Genomic DNA, 15,284 nt, shown 5'->3' on the forward strand with positions numbered 1-15,284 from the left:
TTGTGAGGGTATTTCGCTGCCGCAGCCCCCCTCTTTAAGGCTGCCATTTCTCAAGTCGTTGCCAACCCTTTCACATACCGTCCGGGTGCCGCTTCAATCACCGTGTGTCGAGCGTTTCCGGGGGCTTTCGGCGCGGCGACCTTCTTGCCGGACTTGCCTGCCAGCCATGCGGCGTAGTGCTTCCACCAGCTGCCGGGATGTTCGGTCGCACCCGCGCGCCACTCGAGCGCATTCGATGCGTCACCGCCGGTCCAGTGCGAACGTTTGTCCTTCGAAACCGGATTGATCGTGCCGGCAACATGACCACTTGCGCCGAGCACGAAGGTGGTTTCGCCACCGAGCAGGCCACGCGCCAGATAGGCGCCTGTCCACGGCACGATGTGATCTTCCGATGTGGCGAGCAGGTAAGCCGGCATGTCGATCTTGCCAAGATCGAGCCGTACGCCGAGTACTTCGAGCTTGCCCGGAACGCGCAGGCTGTTTTCCAGATACAGATTGCGCAGATACCAGGCCAGGAAAGGCCCGGGCAGATTCGTGCTGTCGCAGTTCCAGTGCAGGATGTCGAATGGCGGTGGCGTTTCGCCCTTGAGGTAGTTGCCGACTACGTAATTCCAGATCAGATCGTTGGGTCGCAGGCTGCTGAAGGTCTGCGCCAGTTCGCGCCCGGGCAGCACACCGCCGCGACCGATTGATGCTTCGCGTGCGGCCACCATGCCTTCATCGATCAGACAGGCGAGTTCGCCGGCGTCGGAAAAGTCGAGCAGCGTGGTCAGCAAGGCCATGCTGGCGGCCGGTTTTTCGCCACGACCGCAGGCCACGGCGAGCGCCGAAGCGAGAATGGTGCCGCCAACGCAGAAACCCAGCGTGTTCGGCTGCATATCACCGGTGATGTCGCGTACGACTTCGAGCGCTGTCAGCGGGCCGAGACTGAGGTAGTTTTCCCAGGTCAGTGTGCCCATCGAATCGTCGGGATTTCGCCACGACACGAGGAATACCGTGAAGCCCTGCTCAACCAGGTAGCGCACCAGCGAGTTTTCCGGCTGCAGGTCCATCAGGTAGTACTTGTTGATGCAGGGAGGAATGATCAACAACGGCTTGGCATGTACCTTTGCGGTCAGCGGCGCGTACTGGATCAGCTGTATCAGCGTGTTTTCGAACACCACGGAACCGGGCGTCACCGCCAGATTCCTGCCGACCTCGAAGGCGCCCGGTGTCGACATGGAAATGTAGCCCTGCTGCAGGTCGCGCAGCAGGTTTTCCATGCCCTTGCGGATGCTTTCGCCTTCGGTGCGCAGCGCCGTCTGGATGAATTCGGGGTTGGTCGCGGCGAAATTCGCCGGCGACATCGCCTCGATCATCTGCTTTGACAGATAGCGCATGCGGTCCTTGGCACGTCCGTCTGCCACCGGAGTCGCTTCGACACACTCGCGCATGAAGGCCGAATTGAGCGCATAAGCCTGGCGCAGATAGTCGAAATACGGGCTTTCCGACCATTCCGGCGCCCGGAAGCGACGATCCGACGGATCCATCCTGACCACCGAAGTGCCCGCTTCATCGGGTTTGCGCTGAGTGAACGCCTGCCAGAGCTGATGCTGGTTGGTCAGCCACTGCTGGTGCAGGGCGTTGAAGCGCTCGATTTCGGGCGGCGGAAAACCGTTTGACGGAAACGGTGTCTGAGCGGATGTGACACCGGCAGCGTCGGGACGCTGCTGGCGTGCCATGAAATCGCTGAAGTTGCGGCTCATGGCAGTCATGATGGCCATCCAGTCCTGGGTCTGCTCGCCGGAAGAAGGCAATGAAGAAGACCCGGGGCTTGCCGATTCGCTGCTCATCTATTTCGATCCCTGTCGTTCCTGAAGTACCCGGATGCACGGCAAGCGACGGTAAGCTGCAGCGTCATCGGGTACGGATATACGGCCACCGAGCATAGCAGCGGCAACATTAAAGGGACCTGCCTTCAGGTCCGGCATTGCATGAATGCAGCACATTTATATCTTGCACAGTTCAGCATCGCCGGGAATTGTTGCATTGCACAAAAACTGTGTCAATCCCGGATTGCGGAAGGAGTCACACCGGATGTACATCGTCGCCATCGCCTGGATCTACGTCGTGCTGATGATGTCGATCACCGAACAGTCCATCATCGCAGGCATCATGACCTTTGTTTTCTACGGTCTGGCGCCACTGGCCCTCTTTTTGTGGATTTTCGGCACGCCGGCCCGACGGCGTGCCGCGTACCGGAAATCGCTGCTCGCACAAGCCGAAGCTTCAGTGGGCGAATCCGTCGACCAGATGGTGGATCAGCACGATGCTGCCGATGCCGGCCGAAATGAGCACCACCTGCTGAATGGTGGCGGACAGCTCGGCGCGACGGTGCAGTCCGGGGATCAGGTCGGCGACGGCAACATAGATCATGCTGGCAGCCGCGATGCACAGCAGGTAGGGCACCGCCCCTGACATCGACGCCAGTGCGAAGTACGCGCCCACGGCGCCTACCAGCGTAGCCATGCTCGATAGCAGATTGAAGGCCAGCGCCTTCATGCGGCTCATGCCCGAGTGCAGCAGCACCAGATAATCGCCCACTTCCTGAGGAATTTCGTGCGCCACGATGGCGGTCGCGGTGACGATGCCGAGCGGAATGCTCTGTGTGAAGGCAGCGGCGATCAGTACGCCATCAACAAAATTGTGGAAGGCGTCGCCGATCAGGATCAACGATGCGCTGCGCATCGATTCTTCGCTGCCATAGCCATGCGCATGGCCCCCGCCCGCGACGTGGCTGTGCGCCTGGAGCGCCACGGGCGCAGTGGCCGGCGCGACCGGCCGGTACGAATGCGCCGTCGAAGTGCGCTTCACTTCGACCGGATCATGCGCCTCGCAGCTGACTTCATGGCAGTGCCGCCACAGCACCAGCTTTTCGAGCAGGAAAAAACCGAGGATGCCGGCCAGCAGTATGCTCGTGGCCAACTCGACGCTGCCGATTTCGGTGATCGCCTGGGGCAGCACACCCAGCAACGATGCACCGAGCAGCGCACCGACCGAATAGCTGATGAGCAGCGGAATCGTGTGCGGCTTCGCGGCAAAACCGACCAGCGCAGCGGCACATACACTGATCACGCCACCCACGAACGAGGCAAGCACGATCCACATTAGTACAGACATAAAGTGCAGCGCGTAGCTGAAAAGAGGCCGGATTATCCTTGATCCGGCGGCGCAGCGGGGCCTGCCGTCCGCCAGACCAGACTGGCCATGCGCCCGGTATGGCCGTCGCGCCTGAACGAATGGAACAGGCCGGACTGACCGACCGTGCACAAACCGCCGCCATAGACTGCCTGTACACCTGCCTGTGCCAGTTCGAGCCGGGCCAGCCGATAGATGTCGGCAAACAGCCGGTCGCCCTCACCCGGCCTGAAGGCATCTTCTGCCCGGGCCAGCCGCGCGACGAAGGCGTCCTTCACTTCAGGTCCGACCTCGAAGGCGTCCGGCCCGATGGCCGGACCCAGCCAGGCAAGGATGTCGCTCGCCGGACAGCGCATACGCTCGACGGTAAGGGTGAGCACCCCTGCGGCCAGACCCCGCCAGCCTGCATGCGCGGCGGCCACCACCGTACCCTGTCGGTTGCAGAACAGCACCGGCAGGCAGTCGGCGGTCAGAACGGCGCATACCGATCCCGGCTGATGCGACACCGATGCGTCGGCACGCGCGGTGCCGGCGATATCGGCATCCGCCACGTCCACGCCGTGCACCTGATCGAGCCACAGTGGTTCGGCCGGCAGGCAATCGCGCAGCAGCGCGCGATTGGCTGCAACCGCAGCCGGATCATCGCCCACGTGCGACGCCGGGTTGAACGGACCGAACGGCCACTGGCTGACCCCACCGATACGGGTCGTCACGGCCGCGTGCACGCCGGGCGGGGCCGGCCAGTCGGGGCGGATCAGCGGCAGCGTCATCGGGGATCCCGCAGGCTGTCCATCAGTTGCACCATGTCGTCCGGCAGCGGTACCTCCCAGGCGACTTCGACGCCACTGCGTGGGTGAATCAGCCCGAGGCGCCAGGCGTGCAACGCCTGCCGGCCGAACTGCGCCGCAACCGGGCGTGGCGCATAGGTGTCGTCACCGAGCAGCGGGTGAGCAATGGATGCCATGTGCACGCGTATCTGATGCGTGCGGCCGGTTTCCAGCCGGCACTCGAGGGCCGTGGCATCGCGCAACCGGTCGCGCACGGCGTAGTGGGTACGCGCCGGCCGCCCGGTCGGCACGACGGCCATGCGCGTGCGGTGCACCGGATGACGGCCGATCGGCGCGTCGACCACCCCGTCGGCCCGCACGGCGCCGCTGACCACTGCAATGTAACGACGCGACACGGAGCGCGCCTGCAGCTGGCGCACCAGATCGGTCTGTGCTTCCAGCGTACAGGCCACTACCAGAAGGCCGGTCGTATCCTTGTCCAGCCGGTGCACGATGCCTGCGCGAGGAACCTGCGCCAGCGCCGGGCGGTGATGCAGCAGCGCATTGAGCAAGGTGCCGTCCGGCACGCCATTACCCGGGTGCACGACCATGCCGGCCGGCTTGCTGATCACCAGCAGTGTGTCGTCCTCATGAATGATGTGCAGCGGGATGTCCTGCGGCATATGCACGGTATCGGGCGCGGGTGCGTCGGGATCAAGTTCGAGCCGCTCGCCGGTGAAGGTGCGGCGCCGGGTGTCGCTCACCGGTACCTCGTCCACTTTCACCCGGCCCGCGCGCAGCCAGTCCTGAAGGCGTGCCCGCGAGTACTGCGGCCACACTGCGGCCAGCACCACGTCAAGTCGCTGGCCGACCACGCCGGGCGGTACCACTGCATGAAGTCGATGACCGGGCTGCTCGGCGATATAATCGTCGTCTTGAATCTCTTCCAGGGCTGGTGCGGTCATGTGGCGTATTTTAACGATAGTGTTCGTGGTGCTGTCCGCAGGCTGCAACATCCTGCCGAAGAAGATCGACGAAACTGCCAACTGGTCGGCGCAGCGCCTCTACACCGAAGCGAAGCAGCTGCTCGACGAAGGTGCCTTCGATCAGTCGGTCAAGATGTACGAAAAACTGGAAGCGCGTTACCCGTATGGCCGCTACGCGCAGCAGGCGCAGATCGAGGTGGCCTACGCCTATTACCGCTCGGGTGACCGCGTACAGGCGCTTGCCGCCTGCGAGCGATTCATCCGTCTGCACCCCAATCACCCGAACATCGATTACATCTTCTATCTGCGCGGGCTGGTCGACTTCAATGAAGACATGGGCTTCATGAGCAAGATTTCGCGTCAGGACATGACCGAACGCGACCCCAAGGGACTGCGCGACTCGTTTGATGCGCTGAAGGAGCTGATCACCCGCTATCCGGACAGCAAGTATGCGCCTGACGCCAAGGCGCGCATGGGCTACCTGGTCAATGCGCTGGCCGCCGCCGAAGTACATGTGGCGCGTTATTACTTCCGCCGCGGCGCCTACCTCGCCGCCGCCAACCGCGCACAGTTCGCGATCAGCAGTTTCCAGGAATCGCCGTCGACCGAAGAAGCGCTGTACATCCTCACCCGCTCGTACGAACAGCTCGGCCTGAGTGACTTGCAGGAAGACGCCCAGCGCGTCATGGTGAAGAACTTCCCCGACAGCACCTATCCGGAACTGGGCTTCCAGGACGGCAAGGACGACCCGTGGTGGAAGCTCTGGTAAACATCGTGCCGCGCAGTCCCGCGCGGCAGATCTGACTGCATCGACAGGGAGCGTCCCATGTACAGCAAGGTCCTGCTCGCCTACGACGGATCCGAATCCGGCCGCCGCGCACTGTTCGAGTGTGCCGACATCAACAACCTGCTGCACGCCGACATCCACCTGCTCGCGGTCGCGCCCATTGCGCCGACCTTGTTCGTCGCCGAAGGCTTTGTCGCCGACGTGCCGCAGGAAGAGGAAAACGCGCGCTTTGCGCAGGTGCTCGACGATGGCCTGGCCCAGCTTGCCGCGCGCAATGTCAAGGCAGCCGGTCATCTGGTGACCGGTGACGCAGTGCGCGAAATCAGCCGCATGGCGCGCGAACTGAAGGTCGACCTCATCGTTATCGGACACAAACACCACCCGTCGCGGCTCGAGCGCTGGTGGAAGGGTTCGGTCGGCGCCTCGCTGGTCGAAGAAGCGCCGTGCAGCATCCTGGTCGCCGTGCAGAACCCGTGACGGCTGCGGCGCGCGCGGGCACGCGCGACTGGCAGCAGTACTCGGTGCTGGTGGTCGATGACGAAGAAGGCATGCGCAGCTTCATCACGCGCGCTCTGGGTTCGCGCTGCGGTCTGGTGGAAGCCGCCTGCAGCGTCGAAACCGCGCAGCAGCTGTTCACCCGGCTTCACTTCGATCTCATCATCCTCGACATCACCCTGCCCGGCCGCAGCGGCCTCGAATGGCTCAATGAACTGCGCGAACAGGGGCACCAGTGCGATGTCATCCTGATCACCGCGTTTGCCGATATCGAAACCGCCATCAACGCACTGCGTGCCGGCGCGTCGGACTTCATCCTGAAGCCCTTCCGCATCGACCAGATGATGAATGCCGTCGGCCGCTGTTTCGACCGCGCCGGGCTGCTGCGCGAGAACTATGTGCTGCGCCGGGAGATCGCACGCCAGACCGAAGGCGTCGAGGGCATGGTCGGCGAATCCGCGCCGGTGCGCGAACTGGCCACCGTACTGCGGCGCGCCGCAGCGATGCCCAGCACCGTGCTGCTGACCGGCGAATCCGGCGTCGGCAAGGAAGTCGCTGCGCGCGCACTGCACCAGATGAGCCCGCGCGCCGCCGCCCCGTTCGTGCCTGTCAATTGCGGCGCCATCAGCGCAGAACTGATCGAATCCGAACTGTTCGGCCACGTAAAAGGCGCCTTCACCGGCGCACAGGACAACTACCCCGGCCTGCTGTTCTACGCCCAGGGCGGCACGCTGTTCCTCGATGAAATTTCCGAGCTGCCGCAAGCCATGCAGACCAAGCTGCTGCGCGTGCTCGAAGACCGCATGATCCGCCCCGTCGGCTCGACTCGCGAAGTCCCGGTCGACATCCGCATCGTCGCCGCCAGCAACCGCGACCTCGCCACCGAAGTGCGCACCGGCCGTTTCCGCCAGGACCTGTTCTACCGGCTCGACGTCGTGCGCATCACCATTCCGCCGCTGCGCGAAAGGCGTGAAGACGTGAAGCTGCTGGTCGCCCACTTCATGGCGCAACTGTCGTCCCGCCTCGGTGTGGCGCCGATTCCGCTCGACCGCGAAACTGTGCTGCGCATGGCCGGCTACGACTGGCCCGGCAACATCCGCGAACTGCGCAATCTGGTCGAACGCGCCCTCATCCTTGGCTACTTTCCGGCCGACGCCCTCGGCAGCCTGACCCCGCCCGCCCCCGCCGCAGGCGAGCGTACCGCGCTCGATGACGTCGAACGCAAGCACATCCTCGATGTACTCACCGCCTGCGGCGGCAACAAATCCGAAGCCGCCCGCCAGCTCGGCGTGTCGCGCAAGACGATAGAACGCAAATGCGCGCAGTGGGGTGTCGCCGGGGTTTAGCGACGCATGCGTCGCTCCGGCGACACGGGTCGGCTGTACCCAGCCGACCTCCCTCACAAGGGGTTTAGCGACGCATGCGTCGCTCCGGCGGTGCCAGAGGTACGGCCGATTCGTTGGGCATCGCTGCGCTCACCCCAACCTACGGGTCGCACAGTACGTAGGGAAGTTCGTAGGTTGGGGTGAGCGCAGCGATGCCCAACAACGGGCTGAAGACGGGTGACCGACGAGCGATCAGACGACCGCGTCGTGCTCGATGGCGCGCAGCCGTTGCCGCGCTCGCGCTCGACGCACAGCCGATCCCCCACATCCGGCGTTCAGCAAACGACCGGTTTGCTCCGGCGACGTGGGTGGTACGGCCGATTCGTTGGGCATCGCTGCGCTCACCCCAACCTACGGGTCGCACAGTACGGAGGGTAGTTCGTAGGTTGGGGTGTGCGCAGCGATGCCCAACAACGGGCTGAAGACGGGCGACCGACGAGCCATCAGACGACCGCGTCGTGCTCGATGGCGCGCAGCCGCTGGCGCACGCGCCGCACTGCTTCGCGGTCGAGTTCGCTGCCGCGCTCGCGCCCGACGCACAGCGCGCCGCGAAAGCCGAGGTAGTCCGGAGCCTGCGCAGCCAGCACGTCTATATGTTCGATGCGCAATGACCCGGCCAGACCGCAAAGAAGACTGCGGCCGCGAGCGCGTGCGATGAAATCTGCCAGCCAGTCAGAAGAAGCAACGTCGCACAGACTGCGGCCCTGCTTCAGCGCGGTGTCGACCATGACACCGTCGAAGCCGGCCTCGGCCACCGCGTCGACCAGATCAAGCGACGGCGCGAGGTCGGCGAACATGACCGCGATGCGGCGTGTGCCCGGCAGCGGCTGCAGCGCGGTGAGACAGCCGAACACCCCGGCGTAGTCGCGCCCGCCGTGCGTCCAGCCGCGCGGAAACAGGCCAGCCTTCACGTAGTCGACGCCGGTGGCTGCGATGCTCGCCATCGCCACCTGCAGCCCGATGGCATCGGGCTCGATGTTGCCGGCAGTGGCGCTGGTGGTCGTGCGGCCGGCAACGACATCGACGACGTCGCGGATGACATCGACCGGCAACGCGCCGAGTGCGCCGTCGGCGGGGTTCTTCAGGTCGATCAGGTCGACGCCGGCTTCCAGCACGATCAGCGCCTCGGCCCGGTCGCGCACGCTGGCGAGCATGCGGATCAAGACTGCACTCCGGCGCGATGGGCGTCGATCTTCTCGATCAGCCAACCCCACGCCTCGCGTTCGGCCGGGCCGGCGGTCTTGTCGATGGCGATCTGCAGATAGGCCAGTTCGGCGTCGATCTTTTCGATCGGCAGCATGTGCAGGCGGCTGACCAGGATGGCGGCTTCGACCACGGCCGAGCGGGCGCGATTGAAGCCGGGGAAGGCGCCGTGACTGGTTTCATGCACGGTGCGGCAGAACAGGCGCGGGCGAACGTCGTCTTCCTCGACCTCGACCAGTTCCAGTTCGCGATGGGCCAGCGTGTTGACCAGTCGCGCGCAGGCCACTTTTTCGGCCGCCTCCACCGGCCAGTCGCGCCGGCCGGTCAGGCAACCGGCGAACACGCGAACGTCGTCGGTGAAATTGACCACCGCCACGCGGTTGGCGAGCACGTTGTCCAGTGTGGACGACGGACGGAACGGCGACAGCACGGTAAGCCCGCGCTCCTCGCGGATGCCCAGCGGCGTGATGTGGGTGCGGCCCTGCACGTCGACGGTGGTGAGTATGGTTTCCCAGATCATGGCGTGTCCTGTATGCGGTCCTGGTCGGGACCCTGTGTGCCGTCGGGCATAGAGCCTTGTTGTGCGTCGGCCACCCGGTCCGCGGCCTTCTTCGGCTTCTTCTTCGTGGTGCTGCCGGGCGCGCGATGCACCTGCAGGTCGACCGGCTTGGGCTCTACCGCAGCGCCCCATTCCAGCTCTTCGTCCTGCGCGTAGCGCTTGCCCAGTTGATATGCAATCTGCGCGCGCGCCAGCTCCACGCCAAGATAGAAGGCGTGACCGGCGTCGTCCTCGACGCCCAGCTTCGGGTACAGATCGAACGGGTCGGTCGCGACCTGATGGCCGTCCCGGTTATAGATATGCACGCCATCCGTCGCGACCTGGATGCGGAAATTGCGGTCGCGCACCGCGCCGGCCACATCGACGATTTCCTGCGGCGTGTCGGTATAGGGGCGGCGCGCATGCGTGGTCATCAGCGCGCCGGAATAGTCGCGCGGCAGCGCGTTGTCCTCGCGCGCGGCGAACATGATGCGGCGCGCCCAGTCGGCTTCGCGCACGGCGCGCCGCGCATGCGGGCTGACCTCGGTGGCGAGGATTGCGCCCACGTGCAGCTCCGAAATGATGCCCATCAGCAACGCATTGATACCGCTGGTGTCGGCGTCGGTCAGTTCGGTCAGATTGCCCACTCCCATCATCATCGGAATGTCGGGGTGGGTACGGCGCAGTTCGTGGAAGCGCACGATGGACGCAGTCAGCCCGAAGTGGATGGGCTCCAGTATCGGGTCGGCGAAGAAAGGCCGGCCGCGCGCAAGCATCAGGTCGACCACGCGACGCAGCGAATCGAGGTCGCCCGGCGTGTTCGGGATCAGGATGGGCGTGGCATCGACCTCGTCGGCCACCCACAGCGTGTCTTCCTTCAGGCTGAGCAGGAAATCCGCGCCGGCACGGGCGCCGCGCAGCAGGTCCTTCGGATCGAGCGAATCGACGCTGACGCGGAACCCTTCGGCCTTGAGCGCGCGCACGCAGTCCTCGAGATGCGGAAAATCGGTGTCCGGCAGGCAACCGATGTCGATCACGTCGGCCCCGTCGCGCCGGTAGCGTTGTGCGCGTTCGACGACTGCCGCCACCTCGACCCGGGGCGCATCGACGATTTCGGCGAAGATGAGCACATCATGCTTCGACAGGTCGGCCACCCGGGCCTTGCGGCCGAAGTGCAGCGGCAGGTCCTTCAGTTCGTCCGGACCACGCTGCACCGGTACGCCGTAGTGCTGCGCCAGCGCGTCGAGATCGCCACGGCATCGGCCGGGCACGATGATGCGGTCGGCAGCGACTGGATGCGGCAGGCGGCGGCGGATCAGCTCGGCCGTCATCAGCCCGGCGACATTGATGCCGATGTCCAGCACTTGCGGTGCGAAGGGCAGCGGCTCCATGTCGCCGAGTATCCGGTGCAGGCTTTTCTGCGCCAGATGGCCGGTCAGGAAGAGGACACGCTCGACGGGGCGTGGTGCGGCGTTCTCCGGCGGGTCGGGGTCTGTCGTCACAGGAACGTTCGCGTTCATCCGACAACAGACTCCAGTCTTCGCTTGAGCGCTGCCTTCAGCGCCTCGACGCTGTCGACCACGGTCACGTGTTCGAAGGTCGCGAGGGTCGCGGTGTGCGCGAGGTCGATGGCGCGCGGGTAAAGCGTCACCCATTCGCTGGGCGATTCGGTGATCACCACCGGTTCGCTGTCGCAGGCGAACACGATGGTCGGAATGCGCAACTTGCCAGCCTGCGCAAAGATATTGGTCACCAGCGTGTCGGAAATGCCCAGCGCGCACTTGGCCACGGTGTTCGATGTGGCCGGCGCGATCACCACGGTGTGGTACTGGCCCTGGTAGAACAGTCCGACCGGGGCCGCACTCGCCGTGTTGTCGCGGAAGATGCGGTAGCGCTTCTTCATGTCGGCCAGCGGGTAGCCATACATGTTGAGCACTTCTTCGCCGGCGCGCGTCATGAACAGATCGATGCTGTTCATGTCGTCCGCCAGTTCGAGCGACTCTTTCAGGAAGTGTCCGGAACCGGTCAGCCCCCACGCGATCCGGGCGTCGGGCAGCAGTTCGAGCGGGTCCCACTTCGGATCGAGCCGCGGATCAGAAGCCATCGCCCACCTGCGCATCGGTATCGATATCGAGCCGCTTCATCTTGCGATAGATGGTGTTGCGGCTGACGCCCAGCTCGCGCGCCAGTCCGGCGATGTTCCACCGATGTCGCCGAAGCTCGCCGAGCAGCGCGTCGCGCTCTGCCGACTGCAGTGGATTGAGGTTACTCGGCGGTGCAGATGGCGCAGCCGCCGTGTCCTGCACAGGTTCGTGCGCGACGATGGCGGGCGGCAGCGGCTCGGGCGCATCCAGCATTTCGGCCGGCATGTCGCGCAGCGTGATTTCCGGCCCGTCGCACAGCGCGACCAGGGTACGCAGCACATAGCGCAGCTGCCGGATGTTACCCGGCCAGCGGAAGCGATCGAGCACATTCATCGCCGCCTGGCCCAGGCGCACCGGCGGGTGGCGACCCGCACTTTCCTCGTTCAGGCAGCGCTCGATCAGCGAGCGGCGGTCAGTGCGCTCGCGCAGCGGCGGCAGACTGATTTCCATGCCGCGCAGACGGTAATACAGGTCTTCGCGGAAACTGCCGTCGCGCACCATGGCGCGCAGGTCGCGGTGTGTCGCGCACACCAGCTGCAGATCGACCGGCACCGCGTTCTCGCCGCCCAGCGGCGTCACCTTGCGCTCTTCGAGCACGCGCAGCAGGCGCGCCTGCAACTGCAGCGGCATGTCGCCGATCTCGTCGAGAAACAGCGTGCCGCCGTCGGCCTGCAGCACCTTGCCGCGACGCCCGTCGCGGTTGGCGCCGGTGAAGGCGCCCTGCTTGTAGCCGAACAGTTCGGATTCGATCAGCGCCTCGGGCAGCGACGCGCAGTTGATCGCGACGAAAGGCCCGCGCGCGCGCTGGCTTGATGCGTGAAAGGCGCGCGCGAACACTTCCTTGCCGGTCCCGGTCTCGCCGGCGATCAGCAGCGGAATGTCGCGATCGAGGATGCGCATCGCGCTGTGCACATTGCCGGCCATGCGCAGATCGCCCAGGTCCAGCTCGGCCAGCGCCTGCGCCGCAGACGCGGAATCGCTGGCGCGCGTGCCGCTTTGCGTGCGGGTGCGCGACGGCTGCTGGGCCAGCAGATGCCAGGTCTGGTGCTGTGGCATCGACAACGCGAGCGGATGAAAGCCGGCGCGGAAGGTGCGCGACAGCAGTTCGGGGAGGGACTGGCCGAAGAATTCAGTCACTTCGCGTCCGAGCAGCGCTTCGCCTTCCGGCGACAGCAGTTCGAACGCGATGTGGTTGGCTTCGATCACTTCGCCTTCGGGCGACAGTGCGAGCAGGCCGTCGACCGCGGTCAGTACACGGCCGGCGTGGGCGTGGAAGCGGATGATGTAGTCGGCCGCATGGCGGGCGCGGAAGGCGCGGTGTTCGATCACCCGCGCCGAGCGCTCGATCAGCGCACGCAGCGCGCGCGCGCCGCCAGGGGCCAGCGAACACACGGCCAGCACCGCCGCCGCCTCGCCGGCGCCGTCGTAGATCGGTGCCGCGGCGCACACCATGTCTGTATGGCGGGCAAAAAAGTGCTCGTGGCCCGCGATCACCAGCGAATGACGCTCGGCCAGTACGGTGCCGATGCCATTGGTACCCTGCACGTCCTCGCTCCAGCGCGCGCCTTCGACCAGTCCGCGCAGCGACGCTTCGCGCGCGAAACCGGGGTGGCGCACGATGCTGACGATGACGCCTTCGGCGTCGGCCAGCACCAGCGCCGACTGCGGGTCGTCGAGCTGGCGGTGCAGCGTCTGCATTTCAGGGATTGCGCTGTCCATGACTTCGCCCAGCCGGTCGCCGCGCTCGCGCCAGGCCTGGGGCGCCAGCGGCGGCGGGCTGTCTTCGGCGGCCGGGTCGAGCCCCAGTTCGTGAAAGCAGCGCAGCCACGAGCGGGCCACAAGTTCGTGGCCTGCCGGGCGTTGCGGACGGCTGATGATGGCGTGAACCGAACGGACGTGTTCCGCCACCGAATTGGAAGACACCATGAATTCAAGCCTTGGGAGCCGGGGCCGCTCAGTGCGCGCCGCGGTGTGCCGGACGCATCGTTTTGCAGGCCGCGCAGGTCGTGGGAATAACAGCGGATGGTATCACCGGGGCCACATCCCGGGCCAGCCGCCGCCGTGTCCAGCTGGACATGCGCGGCGGGATACCCGCGGGACGGTGGCCGGATTGCAGCGTGGCGGCCGGGAAAGTGCTGCCCAGGCGCAGTTTTTCAGTCGTAGATGTCGGTCGACATCGCGCCCGGGTCGGCGCCGATCGCCAGCAGGTGGGCCACCGCCAGGCGCTGCCGCTTGAACACGGCCCAGTACAGCGCGTTGAAACCGCCGCCATCGGTGATGTTGGGGTCGAACCCGGCCGTCAGCAGCTGGTCGAGCACGTTCAGATGACCCAGCGCCGCCGCCAGCGACAGCGCATGGCGGCCGAATTCGCGCTCGGTCTGAAGTTCCCACTTCGGCCGGTGACGCAGCAGCACCGCCACCACCTCGCTGCGGTCGAGCATCACGGCGTCGATCAGGGCCGTATGGCCGTTCGAACTTTTGGCATCGATGTCGGCACCGGCGCGCAGCAGCAGGTCGACCGCCTTGTGATGGCCGGCAAGCGCCGCGGCGCCCAGCGGCGTGAAGCCTTTTGCGCCGCGCCGGTCGACGTGTGCGCCGGCGTTGATCAGCGCGCGCACGAATTCGGTCTCGCCGGCCGCCGCGGCATGGACCAGCACGCTGTCGCCCCACACATCGCGAGCATTGGCCGGCGCACCCGCCTTCAGCAGTTTCGCCGCGGTCGCCCACTCGCCGCGCCGCGCTGCCGACAGCAGCGCCAGATCCGCGGCGCGGTAAGCGCGCGGATCGACGTCCGCGCCGCTGCGCCTGATGTCGGCGTACTCAAGTGGGGTCGCGGGCACGGCCGCGCGCGTCCGCTCGGGCTCGGCGATGCGGCCCTGCCATTCGGGCGGTACATCATGTGCATGCGCGCCGGCCAGCCACAGGCCGAACAGAAGGAAAAAGGTCTGGCGCTGCAGCATCGATATCGTCCTCTTCATGACATGTCCCGCGCCGTTTCGGCGCCGCCTTCGTGTGCGCGCAGCGCAGTGACGCGCGCCACGGCCTGGGCGCGGTTGGTCACGTCCAGCTTGCGCAGTATTTTCTGGATGTGGTTCTTCACGGTCAGCGGGCTGATGTCCAGGATCTGCCCGATTTCCTGATTGGTCTTGCCTTCGCGCACCCAGTCGAGCACCTGCAGTTCGCGCCCGCTCAGCGTTGCCTGCAGCGGCGGGCGAACGCCGGTACGTTCGCCCGATTCGGCACGCTCGAACTCGACGATGCGCAGCAGTGCGAGATGCAGGTTGGGCATCAGCAGCTCGATGTGGCGCGCGTCCTGACTGGTCGGCGCCGCGGGCACGCCGAGCAATGCAAAAAAGGTGGACTGCTCGCCCCGCGCCTCGCGACAGCCGTGCGCCAGCGCATGTTCGATGCCCAGGGTGCGCAGCAGCGCCGTACTGCTGTCCCGGTTGCGCGGTCCGCTCGAACGGGCCAGCGGTTCGCGCGCGCCATGGCGCCAGTCTTCGATCAGACGGCCGATCAGTCCGTCGGCCGGATTGGTCATCTGCGCCTCGATTTCCGGCGCAAGCACCGAACGCGAAAACACCAGCGCGCGGAAGTTGCCGCGCTCGAGGTCGCCACAGGCGCACAGCAGGGTTTCGTGCGGCAGGAATGTCTGCAGCGAACCCTGCGCCCAGAGGAAAAACTGGAAACGCTTGACCACCCGGATCGACGTTTCGATCGTGAACAGCAGCAGCTGAACGTCGACCTGTTCCTGCGCGAGCGATTCTTTCATGGAGCGCCTGAACGGTCGTGAATGTCTGGA

Annotated in this window: 14 protein-coding genes; 3 read left to right on the top strand and 11 right to left on the bottom strand. The window is 65.7% G+C overall.

Annotated elements, in window-relative coordinates; all coding sequences use genetic code 11:
• Positions 1 to 50 precede the first annotated feature (50 nt).
• The 4 genes from phaC to rluD all read right to left on the bottom strand — a co-directional run bounded on the left by phaC (position 51) and on the right by rluD (position 4,909).
• A complete protein-coding gene (gene phaC, locus Q8R75_RS16520) occupies positions 51 to 1,754 on the bottom strand; it encodes a class I poly(R)-hydroxyalkanoic acid synthase (protein ID WP_305626178.1) in 1,704 nt (567 codons plus the stop codon).
• Between the two features lie 514 nt (positions 1,755 to 2,268).
• Positions 2,269 to 3,159 carry a ZIP family metal transporter gene (locus tag Q8R75_RS16525; protein WP_305612074.1) on the bottom strand — a complete coding sequence of 297 codons (891 nt, stop codon included), beginning with the start codon at positions 3,157 to 3,159 and terminating at the stop codon, positions 2,269 to 2,271.
• 32 nt (positions 3,160 to 3,191) lie between these two features.
• The gene (gene pgeF, locus Q8R75_RS16530; protein ID WP_305612072.1) at positions 3,192 to 3,947 is read right to left on the bottom strand and encodes a peptidoglycan editing factor PgeF; all 756 of its coding nucleotides are present in this window, start codon (positions 3,945 to 3,947) and stop codon (positions 3,192 to 3,194) included.
• Positions 3,944 to 4,909 carry a 23S rRNA pseudouridine(1911/1915/1917) synthase RluD gene (rluD, locus tag Q8R75_RS16535; protein WP_305626177.1) on the bottom strand — a complete coding sequence of 322 codons (966 nt, stop codon included), beginning with the start codon at positions 4,907 to 4,909 and terminating at the stop codon, positions 3,944 to 3,946. The genes pgeF and rluD overlap by 4 nt, the downstream gene beginning before the upstream one ends.
• Here rluD and Q8R75_RS16540 point away from each other — a divergent pair.
• The 3 genes from Q8R75_RS16540 to Q8R75_RS16550 are packed head-to-tail and all read left to right on the top strand — an operon-like array spanning position 4,908 to position 7,558.
• The gene (locus Q8R75_RS16540; protein ID WP_305612068.1) at positions 4,908 to 5,699 is read left to right on the top strand and encodes an outer membrane protein assembly factor BamD; all 792 of its coding nucleotides are present in this window, start codon (positions 4,908 to 4,910) and stop codon (positions 5,697 to 5,699) included. The two genes, rluD and Q8R75_RS16540, sit on opposite strands and share 2 nt — an antisense overlap.
• A 57-nt stretch (positions 5,700 to 5,756) precedes the next feature.
• Positions 5,757 to 6,194 (top strand): universal stress protein, encoded by a 438-nt coding sequence (locus tag Q8R75_RS16545; protein WP_257078442.1) that lies wholly within the window; start codon positions 5,757 to 5,759, stop codon positions 6,192 to 6,194.
• The gene (locus Q8R75_RS16550) at positions 6,191 to 7,558 is read left to right on the top strand and encodes a sigma-54 dependent transcriptional regulator (RefSeq protein ID WP_305612065.1); all 1,368 of its coding nucleotides are present in this window, start codon (positions 6,191 to 6,193) and stop codon (positions 7,556 to 7,558) included. The genes Q8R75_RS16545 and Q8R75_RS16550 overlap by 4 nt, the downstream gene beginning before the upstream one ends.
• 482 nt (positions 7,559 to 8,040) lie before the next feature.
• On the opposite strand, the gene Q8R75_RS16555 is transcribed toward Q8R75_RS16550, so the two are convergent.
• The 7 genes from Q8R75_RS16555 to epsA all read right to left on the bottom strand — a co-directional run bounded on the left by Q8R75_RS16555 (position 8,041) and on the right by epsA (position 15,254).
• Positions 8,041 to 8,751 (bottom strand): (5-formylfuran-3-yl)methyl phosphate synthase, encoded by a 711-nt coding sequence (locus tag Q8R75_RS16555; RefSeq protein ID WP_305612945.1) that lies wholly within the window; start codon positions 8,749 to 8,751, stop codon positions 8,041 to 8,043.
• Positions 8,752 to 8,756: 5 nt separating this feature from the next.
• A complete protein-coding gene (locus tag Q8R75_RS16560) occupies positions 8,757 to 9,320 on the bottom strand; it encodes a DUF447 domain-containing protein (RefSeq protein ID WP_305612914.1) in 564 nt (187 codons plus the stop codon).
• The gene (locus Q8R75_RS16565; protein ID WP_305626396.1) at positions 9,317 to 10,858 is read right to left on the bottom strand and encodes a DUF6513 domain-containing protein; all 1,542 of its coding nucleotides are present in this window, start codon (positions 10,856 to 10,858) and stop codon (positions 9,317 to 9,319) included. The genes Q8R75_RS16560 and Q8R75_RS16565 overlap by 4 nt, the downstream gene beginning before the upstream one ends.
• Complete coding sequence (locus tag Q8R75_RS16570) at positions 10,855 to 11,442, bottom strand: flavoprotein (protein WP_305612917.1); 588 nt, start codon at positions 11,440 to 11,442, stop codon at positions 10,855 to 10,857. The genes Q8R75_RS16565 and Q8R75_RS16570 overlap by 4 nt, the downstream gene beginning before the upstream one ends.
• Positions 11,432 to 13,408: a sigma-54-dependent Fis family transcriptional regulator gene (locus Q8R75_RS16575; RefSeq protein WP_305626394.1), complete on the bottom strand. Its 1,977-nt coding sequence runs from the start codon at positions 13,406 to 13,408 to the stop codon at positions 11,432 to 11,434. The genes Q8R75_RS16570 and Q8R75_RS16575 overlap by 11 nt, the downstream gene beginning before the upstream one ends.
• 227 nt (positions 13,409 to 13,635) lie before the next feature.
• Positions 13,636 to 14,460, bottom strand: coding sequence for an ankyrin repeat domain-containing protein (locus Q8R75_RS16580; RefSeq protein ID WP_305612920.1), 825 nt, complete (start codon positions 14,458 to 14,460; stop codon positions 13,636 to 13,638).
• Entirely contained in the window at positions 14,457 to 15,254 is a 798-nt protein-coding gene (epsA, locus tag Q8R75_RS16585; protein ID WP_305612922.1) for an XrtB/PEP-CTERM-associated transcriptional regulator EpsA, read from the bottom strand. The genes Q8R75_RS16580 and epsA overlap by 4 nt, the downstream gene beginning before the upstream one ends.
• Between the last annotated feature and the right edge of the window lie 30 nt (positions 15,255 to 15,284).

This window comes from Methyloversatilis sp., assembly GCF_030696805.1.
Classification (GTDB): Bacteria; Pseudomonadota; Gammaproteobacteria; order Burkholderiales; family Rhodocyclaceae; genus Methyloversatilis.

Excerpts from the sequence above, each read along its gene's own strand:
- Q8R75_RS16570 (WP_305612917.1), bottom strand. The coding sequence starts at position 11,442 with ATGGCTTCTGATCCGCGGCTCGATCCGAAGTGGGACCCGCTCGAACTG.
- pgeF (WP_305612072.1), bottom strand. The coding sequence starts at position 3,947 with ATGACGCTGCCGCTGATCCGCCCCGACTGGCCGGCCCCGCCCGGCGTG.
- epsA (WP_305612922.1), bottom strand. The coding sequence starts at position 15,254 with ATGAAAGAATCGCTCGCGCAGGAACAGGTCGACGTTCAGCTGCTGCTG.
- Q8R75_RS16580 (WP_305612920.1), bottom strand. The coding sequence starts at position 14,460 with ATGAAGAGGACGATATCGATGCTGCAGCGCCAGACCTTTTTCCTTCTG.
- Q8R75_RS16525 (WP_305612074.1), bottom strand. The coding sequence starts at position 3,159 with ATGTCTGTACTAATGTGGATCGTGCTTGCCTCGTTCGTGGGTGGCGTG.
- Q8R75_RS16545 (WP_257078442.1), top strand. The coding sequence starts at position 5,757 with ATGTACAGCAAGGTCCTGCTCGCCTACGACGGATCCGAATCCGGCCGC.
- phaC (WP_305626178.1), bottom strand. The coding sequence starts at position 1,754 with ATGACTGCCATGAGCCGCAACTTCAGCGATTTCATGGCACGCCAGCAG.
- Q8R75_RS16540 (WP_305612068.1), top strand. The coding sequence starts at position 4,908 with ATGTGGCGTATTTTAACGATAGTGTTCGTGGTGCTGTCCGCAGGCTGC.
- Q8R75_RS16555 (WP_305612945.1), bottom strand. The coding sequence starts at position 8,751 with ATGCTCGCCAGCGTGCGCGACCGGGCCGAGGCGCTGATCGTGCTGGAA.
- Q8R75_RS16565 (WP_305626396.1), bottom strand. The coding sequence starts at position 10,858 with ATGAACGCGAACGTTCCTGTGACGACAGACCCCGACCCGCCGGAGAAC.
- Q8R75_RS16575 (WP_305626394.1), bottom strand. The coding sequence starts at position 13,408 with ATGGTGTCTTCCAATTCGGTGGCGGAACACGTCCGTTCGGTTCACGCC.
- Q8R75_RS16560 (WP_305612914.1), bottom strand. The coding sequence starts at position 9,320 with ATGATCTGGGAAACCATACTCACCACCGTCGACGTGCAGGGCCGCACC.
- rluD (WP_305626177.1), bottom strand. The coding sequence starts at position 4,909 with ATGACCGCACCAGCCCTGGAAGAGATTCAAGACGACGATTATATCGCC.